Source organism: Tessaracoccus aquimaris (genome assembly GCF_001997345.1).
GTDB classification, from domain to species: domain Bacteria; phylum Actinomycetota; class Actinomycetes; order Propionibacteriales; family Propionibacteriaceae; genus Arachnia; species Arachnia aquimaris.
This window is the reverse complement of the sequence record NZ_CP019606.1, coordinates 3,799,941-3,813,561: the sequence shown is the minus strand read 5'-3', so window position 1 is coordinate 3,813,561 and position 13,621 is coordinate 3,799,941. Positions and strand designations below refer to the sequence as shown.

At 68.3% G+C, this 13,621-nt stretch carries 13 protein-coding genes and 1 pseudogene; 4 read left to right on the top strand and 10 right to left on the bottom strand.

Annotated features, from left to right (window positions below):
- Positions 1–204: 204 nt before the first annotated feature.
- The 4 genes from BW730_RS17315 to BW730_RS17300 form a co-directional block, all read right to left on the bottom strand.
- The gene (locus BW730_RS17315) at positions 205–456 is read right to left on the bottom strand and encodes a type II toxin-antitoxin system antitoxin (protein ID WP_077687364.1); all 252 of its coding nucleotides are present in this window, start codon (positions 454–456) and stop codon (positions 205–207) included.
- The gene (locus BW730_RS17310) at positions 456–1,430 is read right to left on the bottom strand and encodes an SPFH domain-containing protein (RefSeq protein ID WP_077687363.1); all 975 of its coding nucleotides are present in this window, start codon (positions 1,428–1,430) and stop codon (positions 456–458) included. Before BW730_RS17310 ends, BW730_RS17315 begins: the two co-directional genes overlap by 1 nt.
- 104 nt (positions 1,431–1,534) lie before the next feature.
- Positions 1,535–2,233: a GTP pyrophosphokinase gene (locus tag BW730_RS17305; protein WP_077687362.1), complete on the bottom strand. Its 699-nt coding sequence runs from the start codon at positions 2,231–2,233 to the stop codon at positions 1,535–1,537.
- 22 nt (positions 2,234–2,255) lie between these two features.
- Positions 2,256–3,197: a helix-turn-helix transcriptional regulator gene (locus tag BW730_RS17300; RefSeq protein WP_158522720.1), complete on the bottom strand. Its 942-nt coding sequence runs from the start codon at positions 3,195–3,197 to the stop codon at positions 2,256–2,258.
- A gap of 131 nt (positions 3,198–3,328) precedes the next feature.
- Between BW730_RS17300 and BW730_RS17295 the strand changes: the two genes are divergently transcribed.
- Complete coding sequence (locus BW730_RS17295; protein ID WP_077687360.1) at positions 3,329–3,907, top strand: TIGR03086 family metal-binding protein; 579 nt, start codon at positions 3,329–3,331, stop codon at positions 3,905–3,907.
- 59 nt (positions 3,908–3,966) lie between these two features.
- On the top strand, positions 3,967–5,136 hold the full coding sequence (locus BW730_RS17290) for a M20 metallopeptidase family protein (RefSeq protein WP_077687359.1): 1,170 nt from the start codon (positions 3,967–3,969) through the stop codon (positions 5,134–5,136).
- A 15-nt stretch (positions 5,137–5,151) separates the two neighbouring features.
- On the opposite strand, the gene BW730_RS17285 is transcribed toward BW730_RS17290, so the two are convergent.
- From BW730_RS17285 to BW730_RS17265, 5 genes and pseudogenes are all read right to left on the bottom strand, one after another.
- On the bottom strand, positions 5,152–5,592 hold the full coding sequence (locus tag BW730_RS17285) for a methylglyoxal synthase (RefSeq protein ID WP_077687358.1): 441 nt from the start codon (positions 5,590–5,592) through the stop codon (positions 5,152–5,154).
- Positions 5,593–5,805: 213 nt separating this feature from the next.
- A complete protein-coding gene (locus BW730_RS17280; protein ID WP_077687357.1) occupies positions 5,806–6,651 on the bottom strand; it encodes a carbohydrate ABC transporter permease in 846 nt (281 codons plus the stop codon).
- Positions 6,644–7,576 carry a carbohydrate ABC transporter permease gene (locus BW730_RS17275; protein ID WP_077687356.1) on the bottom strand — a complete coding sequence of 311 codons (933 nt, stop codon included), beginning with the start codon at positions 7,574–7,576 and terminating at the stop codon, positions 6,644–6,646. Before BW730_RS17275 ends, BW730_RS17280 begins: the two co-directional genes overlap by 8 nt.
- A 5-nt stretch (positions 7,577–7,581) precedes the next feature.
- Complete coding sequence (locus BW730_RS17270) at positions 7,582–8,853, bottom strand: extracellular solute-binding protein (protein ID WP_077687355.1); 1,272 nt, start codon at positions 8,851–8,853, stop codon at positions 7,582–7,584.
- Positions 8,854–8,883: 30 nt separating this feature from the next.
- Positions 8,884–11,162, bottom strand: a pseudogene (locus BW730_RS17265) (ROK family protein).
- A 178-nt stretch (positions 11,163–11,340) separates the two neighbouring features.
- On the opposite strand from BW730_RS17265, the gene BW730_RS17260 reads away from it, so the two are divergent.
- Together BW730_RS17260 and BW730_RS17255 are read left to right on the top strand one after the other, a co-directional pair.
- On the top strand, positions 11,341–12,330 hold the full coding sequence (locus tag BW730_RS17260) for an ATP-dependent DNA ligase (RefSeq protein WP_158522719.1): 990 nt from the start codon (positions 11,341–11,343) through the stop codon (positions 12,328–12,330).
- 9 nt (positions 12,331–12,339) lie between these two features.
- The gene (locus tag BW730_RS17255; RefSeq protein WP_077687353.1) at positions 12,340–12,879 is read left to right on the top strand and encodes a DinB family protein; all 540 of its coding nucleotides are present in this window, start codon (positions 12,340–12,342) and stop codon (positions 12,877–12,879) included.
- A gap of 260 nt (positions 12,880–13,139) precedes the next feature.
- On the opposite strand, the gene BW730_RS17250 is transcribed toward BW730_RS17255, so the two are convergent.
- The gene (locus tag BW730_RS17250) at positions 13,140–13,613 is read right to left on the bottom strand and encodes a hypothetical protein (RefSeq protein ID WP_077687352.1); all 474 of its coding nucleotides are present in this window, start codon (positions 13,611–13,613) and stop codon (positions 13,140–13,142) included.
- Positions 13,614–13,621 lie beyond the last annotated feature (8 nt).

Sequence of the window (13,621 nt, the reverse complement as noted above, 5' to 3'; positions counted from 1 at the left end):
TGGCACGACCCGCCCGACCACCCGGGGTACGTCCATGGCGCCGGCTGGGTGGACGTTGAGCATGTTTGGTAACTCGTTGCGGAGTTGAACGTTCAAGAGCGACGAAATCGGAAACGAGCAACCAAACATGCTCAAGGAACCGCCCGGCACGCGCACCGACGACGCTCGGCACCCGAGCGGTCGCCTCTCGGGATGGAGCCCGCGCTAGGGGTTCGTTTCGTCCCTCGGCGGGCGCCCGGGGCGACGGATCGGGGCCGCCTTCACCCCGCGGCCCGACTTCTTCAGCGCGTCCCGAAGCAGCATCTCGATGTGGGCGTTGACGCTGCGCAGGTCGTCGGCGGCCCACTTGGCGAGCGCCTCGTGCACGGCAGGGTCGAGCCGCAGCAGGACGGACTTGCGGTCCCTCCCCTGCCGCGGCGCGTCCCCAGGTGACGCGGCGTCGTCCACGTCGCTCATCAGCCGTAAAGGGTCCCGGTGTTGATGACGGGGGTCGAGCGGGAATCGGAACACAGCACGACAAGCAGGTTAGACACCATCGCGGCCTTCCGCTCGTCATCCAACTGAACGACGTCGTCCTCCTCGAGGCGGGCGAGCGCCTGCTCGACCATCCCGACGGCGCCCTCGACGATCTTGCTGCGGGCCGCGAGCACGGCGGAGGCCTGCTGGCGCTGCAGCATCGCGTGGGCGATCTCGGGGGCGTAGGCGAGCGAGGAGATGCGGGTCTCGACGACCTCGAGTCCTGCGATCGCTATCCTGGCCGCGACCTCCTCCGACAACTCCCGCGAGACGGTGTCGGTCGAGCCGCGCAGGCTCTCCTCCCCGGCGTCGGCGAAGTCGTAAGGGTGCGACGACGCGACGTGGCGCAGCGCCGACTCGGCCTGCACGGTCACGAAGTTCTCGTATGCCTCGACGGCGAACACGGACTTGGCCGTGTCTGCGACCTGCCACACCACGATCGCCGCGATGTTGACGGGGTTGCCGTCGGCGTCGTTGACCTTCAGTTCGTTGGTCTCGAAGTTGCGGACCTTGACCGAGACCTTCTTCTTGGTGGTCAGCGGGACGGTGAGCAGCAGGCCCTGCTTGCGGATGGTGCCGAGGTAGCGACCGAAGAACTGGGTGACCTTCGTGTCGCCGGGCGAGACCACCGTCAGGGAACTGAGCATCACGTTGGCAACCACGAAGGCGACGATCCCGCCCGTGAGCAGCCACCCGTTCGGTGCGCCGCCCGCCTCCGCCTCCATCGCGAACACGACGACGGCCCAGACGCTGAACACCACCAGCGCCAAGGTGATCAGCAGCGCGAGGCCGCCCGACATCGACCACGCCTTGCGCTCCTCGATGTTGACGCGCGTGCCTGCGTGACCCACCGGTCGCCCGGCGGCGTCACCCCCGACCGAAGACTCGTCGACGGGAACCGGATTCTGGGTCATCACACCCTCCTAATCTGATATCTAATTGATATCAGATTACCAGAAGGGCGGTCCGGGGCGTGCGAGGCCCCGTCCATCACCGGGCGGCGCCGCCGCGACCGTTGTCAGTCGGTGGCGAGCGAGCGGATCTCGTCGCGCAACTGCCCCATCTGAGCGTCGAGCGAGGACGCGGAGTCTGCGACGTCCTTCAACCTCTCGCGCAGGTGATCTGGCACATTGCCCTCGTACTTGTACTTGATCTGATGCTCGATGCTCGCCCAGAAGTCCATCGCGATCGTGCGGATCTGCACCTCGACCGGCACCTGGATCGCCCTGTCGGACAGGAACACGGGCACCTCGACGATGAGGTGGAGGCTCTGGTAGCCGTTCGGCTTGGGCGTGGCGATGTAGTCCTTCTTGGCGACCAGCGTGATGTCGGGTTGCCGCACGAGCATGTCGGCGACCCGGTAGGCGTCCTCGACGAAGGTGCAGACCACCCGGATGCCCGCGATGTCGCGGATCTGCTCGCGGACGGCGTCGAAGTCGCGCCTGCACCCGAGCCGGGTCGCCTTCTCCAGCAGCGACTCGATCGACTTCAGCCGGGTCTTGACGTGCTCGATGGGCTTGTACTGGTGCGTCTGGTCGAACTCCTGGCGCAGGATGTTGATCTTGGTGGCGACCTCGTCCATGCCGCACGCGTACTCGAGGCGGAACCTGGCCAGGTCGGCCTGCATCTGCCTCAGCGCCGCCTGCGCCTCTACCGGATCGATCGAGTCGACATACTTGCCAAGCAGGGTGGAGACGTGTGCGTCTGAGTCGGCCATTCCCCCATTGTGCCGACCCGCATCAACCCGAGCCGTAGTGCTCGAGAGCGCGGGCTGCGGCGTCAACCACCTCGGCCCGCAGGTGCGCCGGTTCGATCAGCGTCAGCGCTGGGGCCGCCATGACGGCCATCGCGCAGATGACGTCGGCCTGACGGATGGGGAGGCTCCATCGCAGCCGCCCGTCCGGGTCGGCCCGCTCCTCGATCGCGGCGCCGGTCGCCAGTTGCATCGAGAGCAGTCGGCGCATCCTGCCTGCCTCGGCCGGGTCGACGGTGACGACGATCGGCGTGGGCGCCGTGGCCGTCTCGAGGTTGGCCCGGAGCCGGTCCCAGACCTCCTGCACCGGGCCGACGCTGCGCGGCCGCGCCGGGTCGCGCAACTGCTCGACGGCGGTGACTCGCGAGACGCGGTAGGTCCGCGGCCTGCCGCGGTGCTCCGCGACGAGGTACCAGCGGCCCGCGTTGTCGACCAGTCCGATCGGGTCGAGCGTGCGCAGCCGCGACTCGGAGGCCTCGGCCGAGCGGTATCCGATCCTGACCCGCCGTCCGTCGGCAAGCGCGCGGCGGAGGGCGGGCAGCGCAGGTACCTCCTCGCGTGCCCCGTACCAACTGCGCCGGTCGGCAAGCACCTGGTCGGCCATCGCCTCAGCACTGGAGACGGCGACCTTGGGAGCCGTCGCCGCGATCTTCGCCAGCGCCCCCGTCAGCTCCGCGCCGAGACCGAGGTCGGCCGCCGCCTCACGCCCCGCCCAGGCGAACAGCGCCTGCGCCTCCCCCGTCGTCAGACCCGAAGCCTCCGTGGTGAAGGAGTCGAGCAGCACGCAGCCCCCACCACGGCCCTGCTCTGTGTAAACGGGCACCCCCGCAGACGACAGCGCCTCCATGTCGCGCAGCACGGTGCGCACGCTCACGTCGAGCCGCTCGGCCAGCCACGCCGAGGTCGCGCGGCGGTGTCTCTGGAGCAACGTCAGCAGTCTGAGGAGTCGGTCGGCGCGCATGATCCAAATGTGCCCGAAAAACATGACAGAAGATGACATGTTTGACCGATTGACTTGTCCCATGCCGCCCATCGGGGCGGCCAGACAGAGGAGACCTGATGACCGGATTCGACCCCCGCCCGCCGCTTGCCAAGGCCCTCGACCAGATGGGAGATCTGATCGCGACCACCGACCCCTCGGACGCGGATCGTCCGACCCCCTGCGCGGACTACACCGTCGGCCAACTGATCGACCACGTCCAAGCGGTGGTGCGGCGCATCGGCGCTGTGCTCGCGGGCGAGCCGTTCTGGTCCGTGCCGCAGTCGATCCCGAGCCGCGACTGGCCCGCCGATTGGGCGGAGGGACGGCGTCTGACCGACGCGATCCTCGCCGACGACTCGTCCATGACCCGCGAGGTCGAGCTCCCGTGGGGCAAGGCCGACGGAGCCTCGGCGGCCGCGTCGTACATCGGTGAGTTGACAGTGCACGCCTGGGACCTCGCCGTCGCCACCGGTCGCGCCGAGGACCTCGACCCGACCCTCGCCGTCGCGACCTTGCCGGGCTATCAGGCGATGGTGCCCGCGGAGCGGCGCGGCGAAGGCATCCCGTTCGACCAGGTCGTCGAGACGGGGCCCGACGCGGGCCCCTACGAGAGGCTGGTCGCCTGGACCGGACGCGACCCGGGTTTCGCCGCCTGAGCGTCCCGCTTCGCAAGGGTGGGCAGCGCAGGGAGACGCGCATGCGGTAGACAAGGACCATGACCATCGATCTCGTCGCCCTCCGCCGTGAACTCCACCAGATCCCCGAGGTCGGGCTGCAGCTCCCGCAGACCCAGGCCCGGGTGCTGGAGGCGCTCGAGGGGCTGCCGCTGGAGATCACGCTCGGCACCAGCGTGACGTCGGTGGTCGGGGTGCTGCGCGGCGGCAGGCCGACCGAGGGCAAGCGGCCAGTGGTGCTGCTGCGCGAGGACATGGACGCGCTGCCTGTCGAGGAACTCACGGGCCTCGACTACGCGTCGACCAACGGCAACATGCACGCGTGCGGCCACGACCTGCACATGTCGATGCTGGTCGGCGCCGCGCACGAACTCTGCGCCCGACGCGAGGACCTGGCTGGCGACGTGATCTTCATGTTCCAGCCCGGCGAGGAGGGCGTCGACGGGGCGAGGTACATGCTCGAGGAAGGGCTACTCGACGTGGCGGGCTCGCGGCCCGACTGGGTCTACGCGATCCACGTGTGGTCGGCGCTCGACGCCTGCGGCACCTTCTCCACCAAGCCGGGCACCGTGATGGCCAGTTCCGACGTGGCGAAGGTCCGCGTCGTCGGCCGGGGCGGGCACGGCTCGACGCCCCAGCGCGCCGCCGACCCGATCCCGGCCATCGCCGAGATCACCACCGCCCTGCAGACGATGGTGACGCGCCGCTTCGACGTGCAGGACCCCGTGGTGGTCACCGTCGGGCTGCTACAGGGGGGCACCATCAACAACGTGATCCCGGAGGACGCACGGCTGGAGGCAACGCTGCGGACGTTCTCGCACGCGGCGCGCAACAAGCTGATCGAGACGATCCCCCAGGTGGTCGAGGGCATCGCCGCGGCGCACGGCGTCACGGGCGAGTTCTCGTTGCTTGAGCAGTATCCGGTGACGATCAACGACGAGGTCGAGTCGGACGTCGTGGCCGACACGGTCGCCGACCTGTTCGGCGCGGAGCGTCACGAGCGCTGGAGGCACCCGCTCGCCGGCGCAGAGGACTTCTCCCGGCTGCTCGAGGTCGCACCCGGCTGCTTCATTGGCCTGTCGGCCTGCCCGCCCGACCTGGACCCCGACACGGCCCCGTTCAACCACTCGGCGTACGCACGCTTCGACGACTCGGTCCTCGACGACGGCGCGCGCCTGCTCGCCGAGTTGGCGCTGCGCAAGCTGTCCTGAGCCGCGACGATCTCGTCAGCCGACGTCGGGCTCCCAGTCCCGCGGCGTGATGTCTGGCCGGTTGGCCCACTCCTGGCCGAGCAGCGGCGAGGAGATCAGCAGGTCCGCCGTGGCCGTGTTGCACGCCATCGGGACGTTCCAGACCGCCCCGATCCGCAGCAGCGCCTTCACGTCGGGATCGTGGGGCTGCGGCTCGAGGGGGTCCCAGAAGAAGATCAGCGTGTCGATCCGGCCCTCGGCGATCATGGCGCCGATCTGTTGGTCGCCGCCGACCGGGCCGGAGAGCAGCCGGGTGACGGGCAGCCCGAGTTCGTACTCGAGCATCGTTCCCGTCGTCCCGGTGGCGAACAGCCGGTGGGCGCTGAGGGTGCCGCGGTTGAAGGCCGCCCAGCTCAACAGCTCGGCCTTCTTGTTGTCGTGGGCCACGAGGGCGATGTTGTGCGCGATGGACGCCATGAGGTGCCTCCCGTCGGGAATGAGGCAATCGTAGGCCGACGATTCGCCCGCCCGGCGGCGGCCTGGCAATGAGAAGTCACCTGTTCTCGTCGCCGAGGTTGACGCCGACGCTGGGCGCGGGACTCATCGAACCCCAACTACTGCTCAACGCCTTGTCAGCAACACGAAGCGAGCCCGGCCCACGAAGGGACCGGGCTCGTGGCGCTCGGGGGGTCAGCCCTTGAGGCCGGAGCTTGCCAGGCCCTCGATGACGCGCTTCTGCATCGAGAAGAACAGCACGAAGATCGGGGCCATGGCCATCACCGAGGCCGCCATCATGACGGCGTAGTCGCTGGAGTACTGGCCTGCGAGGGTCGCGATGCCGACACTGATCGGCATGTTCTCCTCGCGGGTGGTCACGATCAGCGGCCACAGCAGGTCGTTCCAACTCCACAGCACCGTGACGATCGCCACCGCGAACAGGCTGGGCTTTGCGAGCGGGAGCATCACCCTCCAGAACGTCTGCCACGGGTTGCAGCCGTCGAGACGGGCCGCCTCCTCCAGCTCCTTGGGCATCGACATGAACGCCTGGCGCATCAGGAACGTCCCGAAGGCCGAGAACAGGCCGGGCAGGACGACGCCCGCGGCGGTCTCGAGCAGGCCGAATGACTTGACGATCTGGTACTGCGGGATCAGGTAGGCCTGACCGGGGATCATCAGGATCGCGAGCAGCATCCCGAACAGCAGGTTGCGGCCACGGAACTGCATCCTGGCGAAGGCGTAGCCGGCCAGCGCGCAGAAGACCAGTTGGCCGAGCGTCCTGGCGACCGTGATCAGCAGCGAGGTCCCGAACTGCTGCAGGAACGGCAGCTTCTGGAACACCTCGACGTAGTTCTCCCACCGGAAGGTCCCGGGGATGAACTGCGGGGGCACCGACTGGATCTCCGCGTTCGTCGACAGCGACATCAGCACCTGCCAGACGAACGGGAACAGCATCACCATGCCGCCGAGGATCAGCAGGATGTGCACTGGCAGGTAGCGCAGCTGGCCGCGCAGCACGGACCTCTTGCGGTCACTCATAGTGCACCCACTTCTTCTGGCCCCAGAACTGGATGGCCGTGGCGATCCCGACAAGCAGCACGATGAACATCGCGATGGCCGCGCCGCCGCCCTTGTTCTGCTGCACGAACGCCTCGTTATAGAACAGGTACACCAGCGAGCGGGACTGGTTGATGGCCGGGTTGCCCGGGCCGAGCATCGCGTACAGGCCGTCGAACAACTGGAAGCCGCCGATGGCCGTCATGATGGTCAGGAAGAAGATCGACGGGGTCAGCAGCGGGACGGTGACGGTGCGGAACTGCCGCCAGGCGCTCGCGCCGTCGAGAGAGGCCGCCTCGTACAACTCCGGGGAGATGCCCTTCAGCCCTGCAGACAAGATGATGACGTTGAAGCCGATCGACGACCAGATGCCGAAGAAGGCCACCGCGAGCATCGCGAACCCTGGGGTCGAGAGCCAGTAGGGCGGCTCGGCGATCCCGATCGCCTTCAGCCCCTGGTTCAGGATGCCGAAGTTGCCGTTGAAGAAGATCCGCCACACCTGCGCGATCGCCACCGGCATCGCGAGGTAGGGCATGAAGAACAGCACGCGGTAGATCGTGCGGCCCTTGAGGCCGGGCAGCTCGATCATCGCGGCGATCACCACCGACAACGGGACGCCCAGCAGCACCACCGCCGTGTAGAACAGCGTGTTGACGAGCGCGGACGGCAGGTCGGGCCGGTTCAGGAGGTCGACATAGTTGTCGACGCCCACGAACTTGGGATCGCCACCGAAGGCGTTGGTCGCCGTGAACGACGTCCACAGGTTGCTGATGATCGGGTAGTAGTAGAAGACCAGGACGCCGAGCAGCAGCGGGCCGATGAACAGCAGGGGCCATGCCCCCACCGACATCGGGCTGCGGCGGCGTTTCCCGGTGGGCGCAGCGCGCCCCGTTGTGGTGGTGGTCATTGGGCTCACTCCTTGGCCAGGAGGGCGTCCATCTGCTCAGCGAGCTTCTTGGCTGCCTCGTCCATCGCGACCTTGCCCGCGAAGGCGTCGGGCAGGATCTGGAGCTGCAGGTCCTCCCAGGCGGCCGTGTTCTTGGAGACCGGGTAGGGCACCGAGTAGTCGGCGGCGCCATTGGTGAACACGTCGAGCTGCCAGTCTGGCACCGACTCGATCCAGGCCTGCTGCGTGCCGTTGAATGCGGGGATCGCGGTGCCGTTCTTGGCCTCGGTCTCCGCCGCCTCCTTGGTGGTCATGGCCTTGACGAGCGCCTTCGCCGCGGCGAGGTTCTTGGACTTGGCCGAGGCGACGTAGGAGAGGCCGTGGATGACGGTGGCCTGCACCTCGTCCTTCGGCAGCGGCACCACGGTGTACTGCGAGGGGTCCGCAAGGTCCTCCATGAGGGACTGCACCATCCAGGAGCCCGCCCAGTAGATGCCTGCCTTGCCTGCGGCGAAGAGCTTCGGCGGCGTGGTGTCGGTCATCACCTGCAGCGAGGGCATCGAGCCGTCCGCGATCAGGTCGGCCCAGAACTTGAGGCCCTTGATCGACTTGGGGTCTGCGAAGCCGGACAGGTTGTCCTTGATGACGTAGCCGCCGGCCTGGAACATCGTGTTGTAGTAGCTGCCCTGGCCGTCGGCTGCACCGACGGTCGTGACGACGCCGTACGCGCCGGTCGCGGCGATCTTCTTGGCCGCGTCGTTGTGCTCCTCCCACGTCCAACCGTCGGTCGGCAGCGGGACGCCCGCCTGCTCGAACAGCGTCTTGTTCACGTAGCACGCGATGGTGTCGTAGTCCTTGGGGATGCCGTAGTGCTTGCCGTCGACGGTGTACAGGTCGACGAGCGCCTTCGGGTAGGAGTCCCAGGGGACGTCCTTGATGTCGTCGATGGGGGCGAGCATCTCGTTGGAGGCGTACAACTGGATGTTGGGGCCGTTCATCCAGAACACGTCGGGCAACTGGTCGCCCTCCGCCTGGGTGCGCAGCTTGGACCAGTAGTCCTTGTACGCGGCGATCGAGGTGGAGACCTTGATGTTGGGGTACTCCTTGTTGAAGGCCGCGATGTTGGCCTCCACCGTCGGGGTCTGGACCTTGTCCCAGTAGAAGAAGGTCAGTTCGGCGGTGGTGTCCTTGGTGATGTCACCCTGGGCTCCGCCGTTGGTGGTGTTTCCGGAGCAGGCGCTCAGGCTGACGGCGGCACCGGCCAGGCCGGTGATCGCGAGGAAGCTTCGTCGCTTCATGGTGAGGGACTCCTTAATTGAGGTTGGTGTTCACTGCTTGGTCTGGTTGTTGGTGTAGTACTCGACGAGATCGGCGGGCAGGCCCGGGATGTCGCGAGGGGCCGAGTCGGCGCGCAGCGACTCGGTTGCCTGGATGGCCGCCGCGACGGAGTACCAGGCGCCGAGCGGGGACGTGTCGGTGGGGGCGTCGTCGCGCACGAACCGGACGAACTCGCTGATGGTCAGCACGTCGGCGTCGTCGTGGCCTGCGCCGTCTCCGACGATCGGGAACTGCGCGTCGCCCTGCGGGTCGTAATTGCCGCGCTTGTTCCACAGCTTGATGACGCCGCCGTCGCCGTCGCCGAAGTTCTCGATCCGGCCCGCCGTGCCGATCACGGTGTAGTTGCGCCAGTAGTCCGGGGTGTAGTGGCACTGCTCGTAGGAGGCGTACACGCCGGACTCCATCCGCATCAGCATCATCGAGAGGTCCTCGACGTCGATGACGGGGCTCAGCCCGGTCTGGCTGAGCGGCGGCCAGTTGGCGCCCGGGTTGAACCAGTCGCTCATCAGTTCGCCGCTGCGGTCGCGGCGGTCCTCGACGTCCCCGTAGACGGTGAGCCCGCCCATCGCGGTGACGCGGACGGTGTGCGAGTCGGCGAGCCAGTGCATCACGTCGAGGTCGTGGGCGGCCTTCTGCAGCAGCAGGCCGTTGCCGTGTTCCTGCGTGGCGTGCCAGTCCTTGAAGTAGAAGTCGCCGCCGTGGCCGACGAAGTGGCGGCACCAGATGGCCTTGACCTCGCCGATCAGGCCGTCGCGGATGATGCGACGCATGCCGCGCACGACGTCCATGTGGCGCATGTTGTGCCCGACGTACAGCTTGGTACCGGTGCGGAACCCGGCCTCGAGGATCCGGGTGGCGTCGTCGAGGTGGATCGCGAGCGGCTTCTCGAGGTAGACGGGGATGCCCGCCTCGAGCAGTTCACATGCCACGTCGGCGTGGGTGTCGTCCGGGGAGGTGACCAGGACGGCGTCGACGCCGGTGGCGACGAGGTCGGCGACACTGGTGGTGACGGTGATGTCGTCGCGGCCGAGGCGGGCGACAACCCGCTTGGCGGCGTCGGGGTGGGGCTCACAGGCTGCGGTGATGACGCCGCCGAGTTCGGGGCGTTCGAAGTGCTTTGCGAGGCTCGATCGGGCTCCGACGCCGACGACGCCGATGCGCAGCGGGGGTGCCGAGATGATGGTCTGGGTCACTGGGAGGTGCTTGCCTTTCGTGATTGCCTCCTGCACCAGGTTCAGTGCGGTGGGGGCGATGGTGGTCTTGGTCGGACGGTCGAGGAGCCGCTCCTGCGCGTCCTTCAGCGCGAGCGACACGCTGCCGACGACGGCACCGCCCTGCCGCAGACGGGCGCCCTCGAAGGTCAGGGGCGTCGAGCTAGCGGCGCGCGACTGACGCAGGTGCGCGTTGATCTCGCCGATGGCGTCGGGAAGCTTCGTCATGGGCACCGAGATGACGATGACGCTCGGATCGAGCACGGCCGCAGCGGAGCCGATGATGTCTGCGGCGCGTGACAGGTGGCCCTCTTCGGGTCCCCGCTCCTCTGCGACGATGACGCCGATCTCGCCCGCGTTGAAGCCGCGGCCGCGATGGATCTGGCCGCCCATCACGAGCCCCGTCAGGACGCTGCGCGACAGCGCGACCAACAGCAGGTCGTCGTTGTCCTCGAGCTGCCCCTCGGAGCAGCGCAGCACGAACTCGCCGTAGGCCGACGCGTTGATGTCGTTCTCGATGCGCACGGGCAGCCCGAAGTGGTCGCCCAACTTCCCCCGAGCGGGAACCCGGCCCAGGAAGGGATCGAGGTGGAGTCCATCACGGTGCCCTCGGCGTCGACGGTGCCGGTGGTGGAGATGGTGAGGGCCCGCAGCGGGCCAAGGGCGGGGCCGTTTGCGGTGCTCTGGCGCTCGATGATCGACGACAGGGCCGCGAGCCTGTCCCCTGATTCCAGGGGGATGTCGCCGACCAGTTCGGTCGCCACGATCTCCCCGTCGACCCGCGCGACGGCGACGAGTGCGGTCTCGACGAGCAGGTCGATGCCGATCACGAAGCCGGCGTCGGTGGCGATCGACCAGGTGCTCGCCGGCCTCCCGGGGGCGTTGGACTCCTGATCCTGCGAGCGGATCAGGCCGTCCTCCTCGAGTGCCGCGAGCAGTGCCATGACGGTGGGACGCGACAGGCCGGTCTCCGCCACGATCTCGCGTGCCGTCGCCGCTCCTGAGCGGAGCTGTTCGAAGACCCGTGCCAGGTGGGCCGGTCGCGTCGCTGCTGACATCTTCACTCCCAATTGGTAATTAAGCAACGTGCTTAACTATTTCGAGGGTAAGTCGGATCTTCCTCCGAGTCAATGGGAACGCGAAAATCTGCGCACGCACGATGCGCGCACTGCCAGGCGGCAGTTCTGCCCCATCGAGCGGTGTACCGGGCCGCCCCGACGAGGCACAATGGCCCACATGCGTCCGATGCTCGCGACTCCGACCCCCACACCAGGCGTGCCGCCCGCCGGCGATGGCTGGGTCCATGAGGTGAAGTGGGACGGGGTCCGCGCGATCGCCGAGACCCGCGACGGCAGGCTGCACCTCTACAACCGCACCGAGGGCGAGATCACCCCCGCCTATCCGGAGATCGTGGCGGGCGCCGTCGGCCTTCCGGACGGGCTGATCCTCGACGGGGAGATCATCGCGATCGACCCGATCGCGGGCGTCCCGACGCTGCAGGGGATCGCCCCGCGGATCCACGTCCGCGATGAGGATCGCGCGGCGCGGATGGCGGCAGAGCGACCCGCAACCTTCATGGTCTTCGACCTGATGCGGCTCGACGACCACGACCTGACCCGGCAGCCGCTCACCGAGCGTCGCCACCTGCTGGAGCAACTCGACCTGGACCGTCCCGCCTGGCAGTTGTCCCAGACCTACGACGACCCCGACGTCATCTCCGCCTTCACCCGCGAGGCCGGGCTCGAGGGCGTGATGAGCAAGCGGCTGACGTCGCCCTACCAGCCGGGCGCCCGGAGCGTCGACTGGGTCAAGACGCCGCACCGCACCGAACTGGTCGCGGTGATCGGCGGGTGGGTGCCCGAGACGGGCGACGACCGCAAACTCGGCTCGGTGTGGGTCGGCCACGCCACCGACGAGGCCACCTTCGACGAGGCGCCGGTGCTCTACCCGCTCGGCCGGGTCGGCTCAGGGCTCAGCCACTCGGAACGCGACATGCTGCTGGCCGTGCTGCGCGACATCGAGCGGGACAAGGCGCCGTTCGACCCGTTCCCGACGGGCTCCGAGTTGAGGCGGACCAGGTGGGTCGAGCCGATGATCTGCGTGCAGATCCGCTACCTGTCGATCTCGAACTCCGGCCTGATGCGGCAACCGGTGCTGCGGGCGCTGCGTCCCGATGTCGCCCCCGTCGACGCGGCGACCGCTCCCCTGCTCACCCAGGACCATTAGGCTCGGCCCATGACGGCACCGATCCCCCCAGCCACGCCAGAGCCCGACGCGAAGGACTGGACCTGGTCGACGAGCCGACCATGCGCCGACTGCGGGTTCGACCCTGGGGCCGAGACGCCGGTGGCCTTCCCGGCGCGGATCGAGGATCTCGCCTCGCGCGTGGTGGTGGCTCTGGATCGGCCGGATGCCGCGGACCGTCCGGAGTCGACGATCTGGTCACCCATCGAGTACGCGCACCACCTGGCGGATGTGTGCGAGGTGATGGCGCGGCGCCTCGACGCGATGCTCGAGACCGACGGCGTGGCGTTCGAGTCGTGGGACGGCGACGCGGCGGCCGTGGAGGGTGAGTACTGGCGGGCCTCGGCGCACGTGACGTCGATCCTGCTGCGGGAGCGCGCAGAGGGTGCCGCCAACTCGTTCGCGGCGGTCGAACCGGACCAGTGGTCGCGGAGGGGGATCCGCTCCGACGGCGTCGAGTTCACGGCGGAGTCGCTCGGGCTGTACCTGCTGCACGAGTTGCAGCACCACGCGCACGACGTCGGAGCCTGATGACCGCGCTGATTGAGCCAGCCTCGGCGACGGAGTCGCCCGGCTGCGTCGCGCTGATTGAGCCAGCCCCGGCGACGGAGTCGCCCGGCTGCGTCGAAATCCACCGCACCCGACAACCCAAGTCGACCACAGGACCCAGAACCGGGCGCAGGAGGTTTCGACACCCCTGCTCGCTCCGCTCACAGGCGGCTCAACCAGCGGAGGGGCTGGCTCAATCAACAGGCCCGCAGCCGTGGCTGCGGGCCCTCGTTGACTTGGGATCAGGGGCGAGGGGTCTCGGCGACCTGGTAGTCGAAGTTGAACGTTCCGTCGGTGTTGACCTCCGTGAACGTCATCGTGATGTCGTACACGTCGGTGTCGCCCTCGGTGGTCAGCGAGCAGAGGAGCGTTCCACCGACCGCGACGTCGACCTTCTCATCCCCGCAGTCGATGATGGGGCGCACGCCGACCTGCTGCTCGAGCGCGTCGGCAGCGGAGGTCTCGATGCCTGCCGGGTCCGCCTCGACCGTCTCGCCGGTCACGGCCGCCGACTCGCTGTCGGTGGCGACCGGATCGGGCGAGGCGGCGTCGGTCGCCTCGGGGGTCGGGGAGGCGACGTTCGATTCCTCGGTGGATGCCGCGGTGGTGGGCGACGGAGACGGTGACTTGCCGACCGAGAAGTTGAATGAGCAACCGCTCAGGGCAAGCGCGACGGCTGGGACGACGGCGATCGTGGCGATGCGGGACATCTTCATGTCGGATT

Coding starts and splice junctions, on each gene's coding strand:
- BW730_RS17315 (WP_077687364.1), bottom strand. CDS start 456: ATGAGCGACGTGGACGACGCCGCGTCACCTGGGGACGCGCCGCGGCAG.
- BW730_RS17310 (WP_077687363.1), bottom strand. CDS start 1,430: ATGACCCAGAATCCGGTTCCCGTCGACGAGTCTTCGGTCGGGGGTGAC.
- BW730_RS17305 (WP_077687362.1), bottom strand. CDS start 2,233: ATGGCCGACTCAGACGCACACGTCTCCACCCTGCTTGGCAAGTATGTC.
- BW730_RS17295 (WP_077687360.1), top strand. CDS start 3,329: ATGACCGGATTCGACCCCCGCCCGCCGCTTGCCAAGGCCCTCGACCAG.
- BW730_RS17290 (WP_077687359.1), top strand. CDS start 3,967: ATGACCATCGATCTCGTCGCCCTCCGCCGTGAACTCCACCAGATCCCC.
- BW730_RS17285 (WP_077687358.1), bottom strand. CDS start 5,592: ATGGCGTCCATCGCGCACAACATCGCCCTCGTGGCCCACGACAACAAG.
- BW730_RS17280 (WP_077687357.1), bottom strand. CDS start 6,651: ATGAGTGACCGCAAGAGGTCCGTGCTGCGCGGCCAGCTGCGCTACCTG.
- BW730_RS17275 (WP_077687356.1), bottom strand. CDS start 7,576: ATGACCACCACCACAACGGGGCGCGCTGCGCCCACCGGGAAACGCCGC.
- BW730_RS17270 (WP_077687355.1), bottom strand. CDS start 8,853: ATGAAGCGACGAAGCTTCCTCGCGATCACCGGCCTGGCCGGTGCCGCC.
- BW730_RS17260 (WP_158522719.1), top strand. CDS start 11,341: ATGCGTCCGATGCTCGCGACTCCGACCCCCACACCAGGCGTGCCGCCC.
- BW730_RS17255 (WP_077687353.1), top strand. CDS start 12,340: ATGACGGCACCGATCCCCCCAGCCACGCCAGAGCCCGACGCGAAGGAC.
- BW730_RS17250 (WP_077687352.1), bottom strand. CDS start 13,613: ATGAAGATGTCCCGCATCGCCACGATCGCCGTCGTCCCAGCCGTCGCG.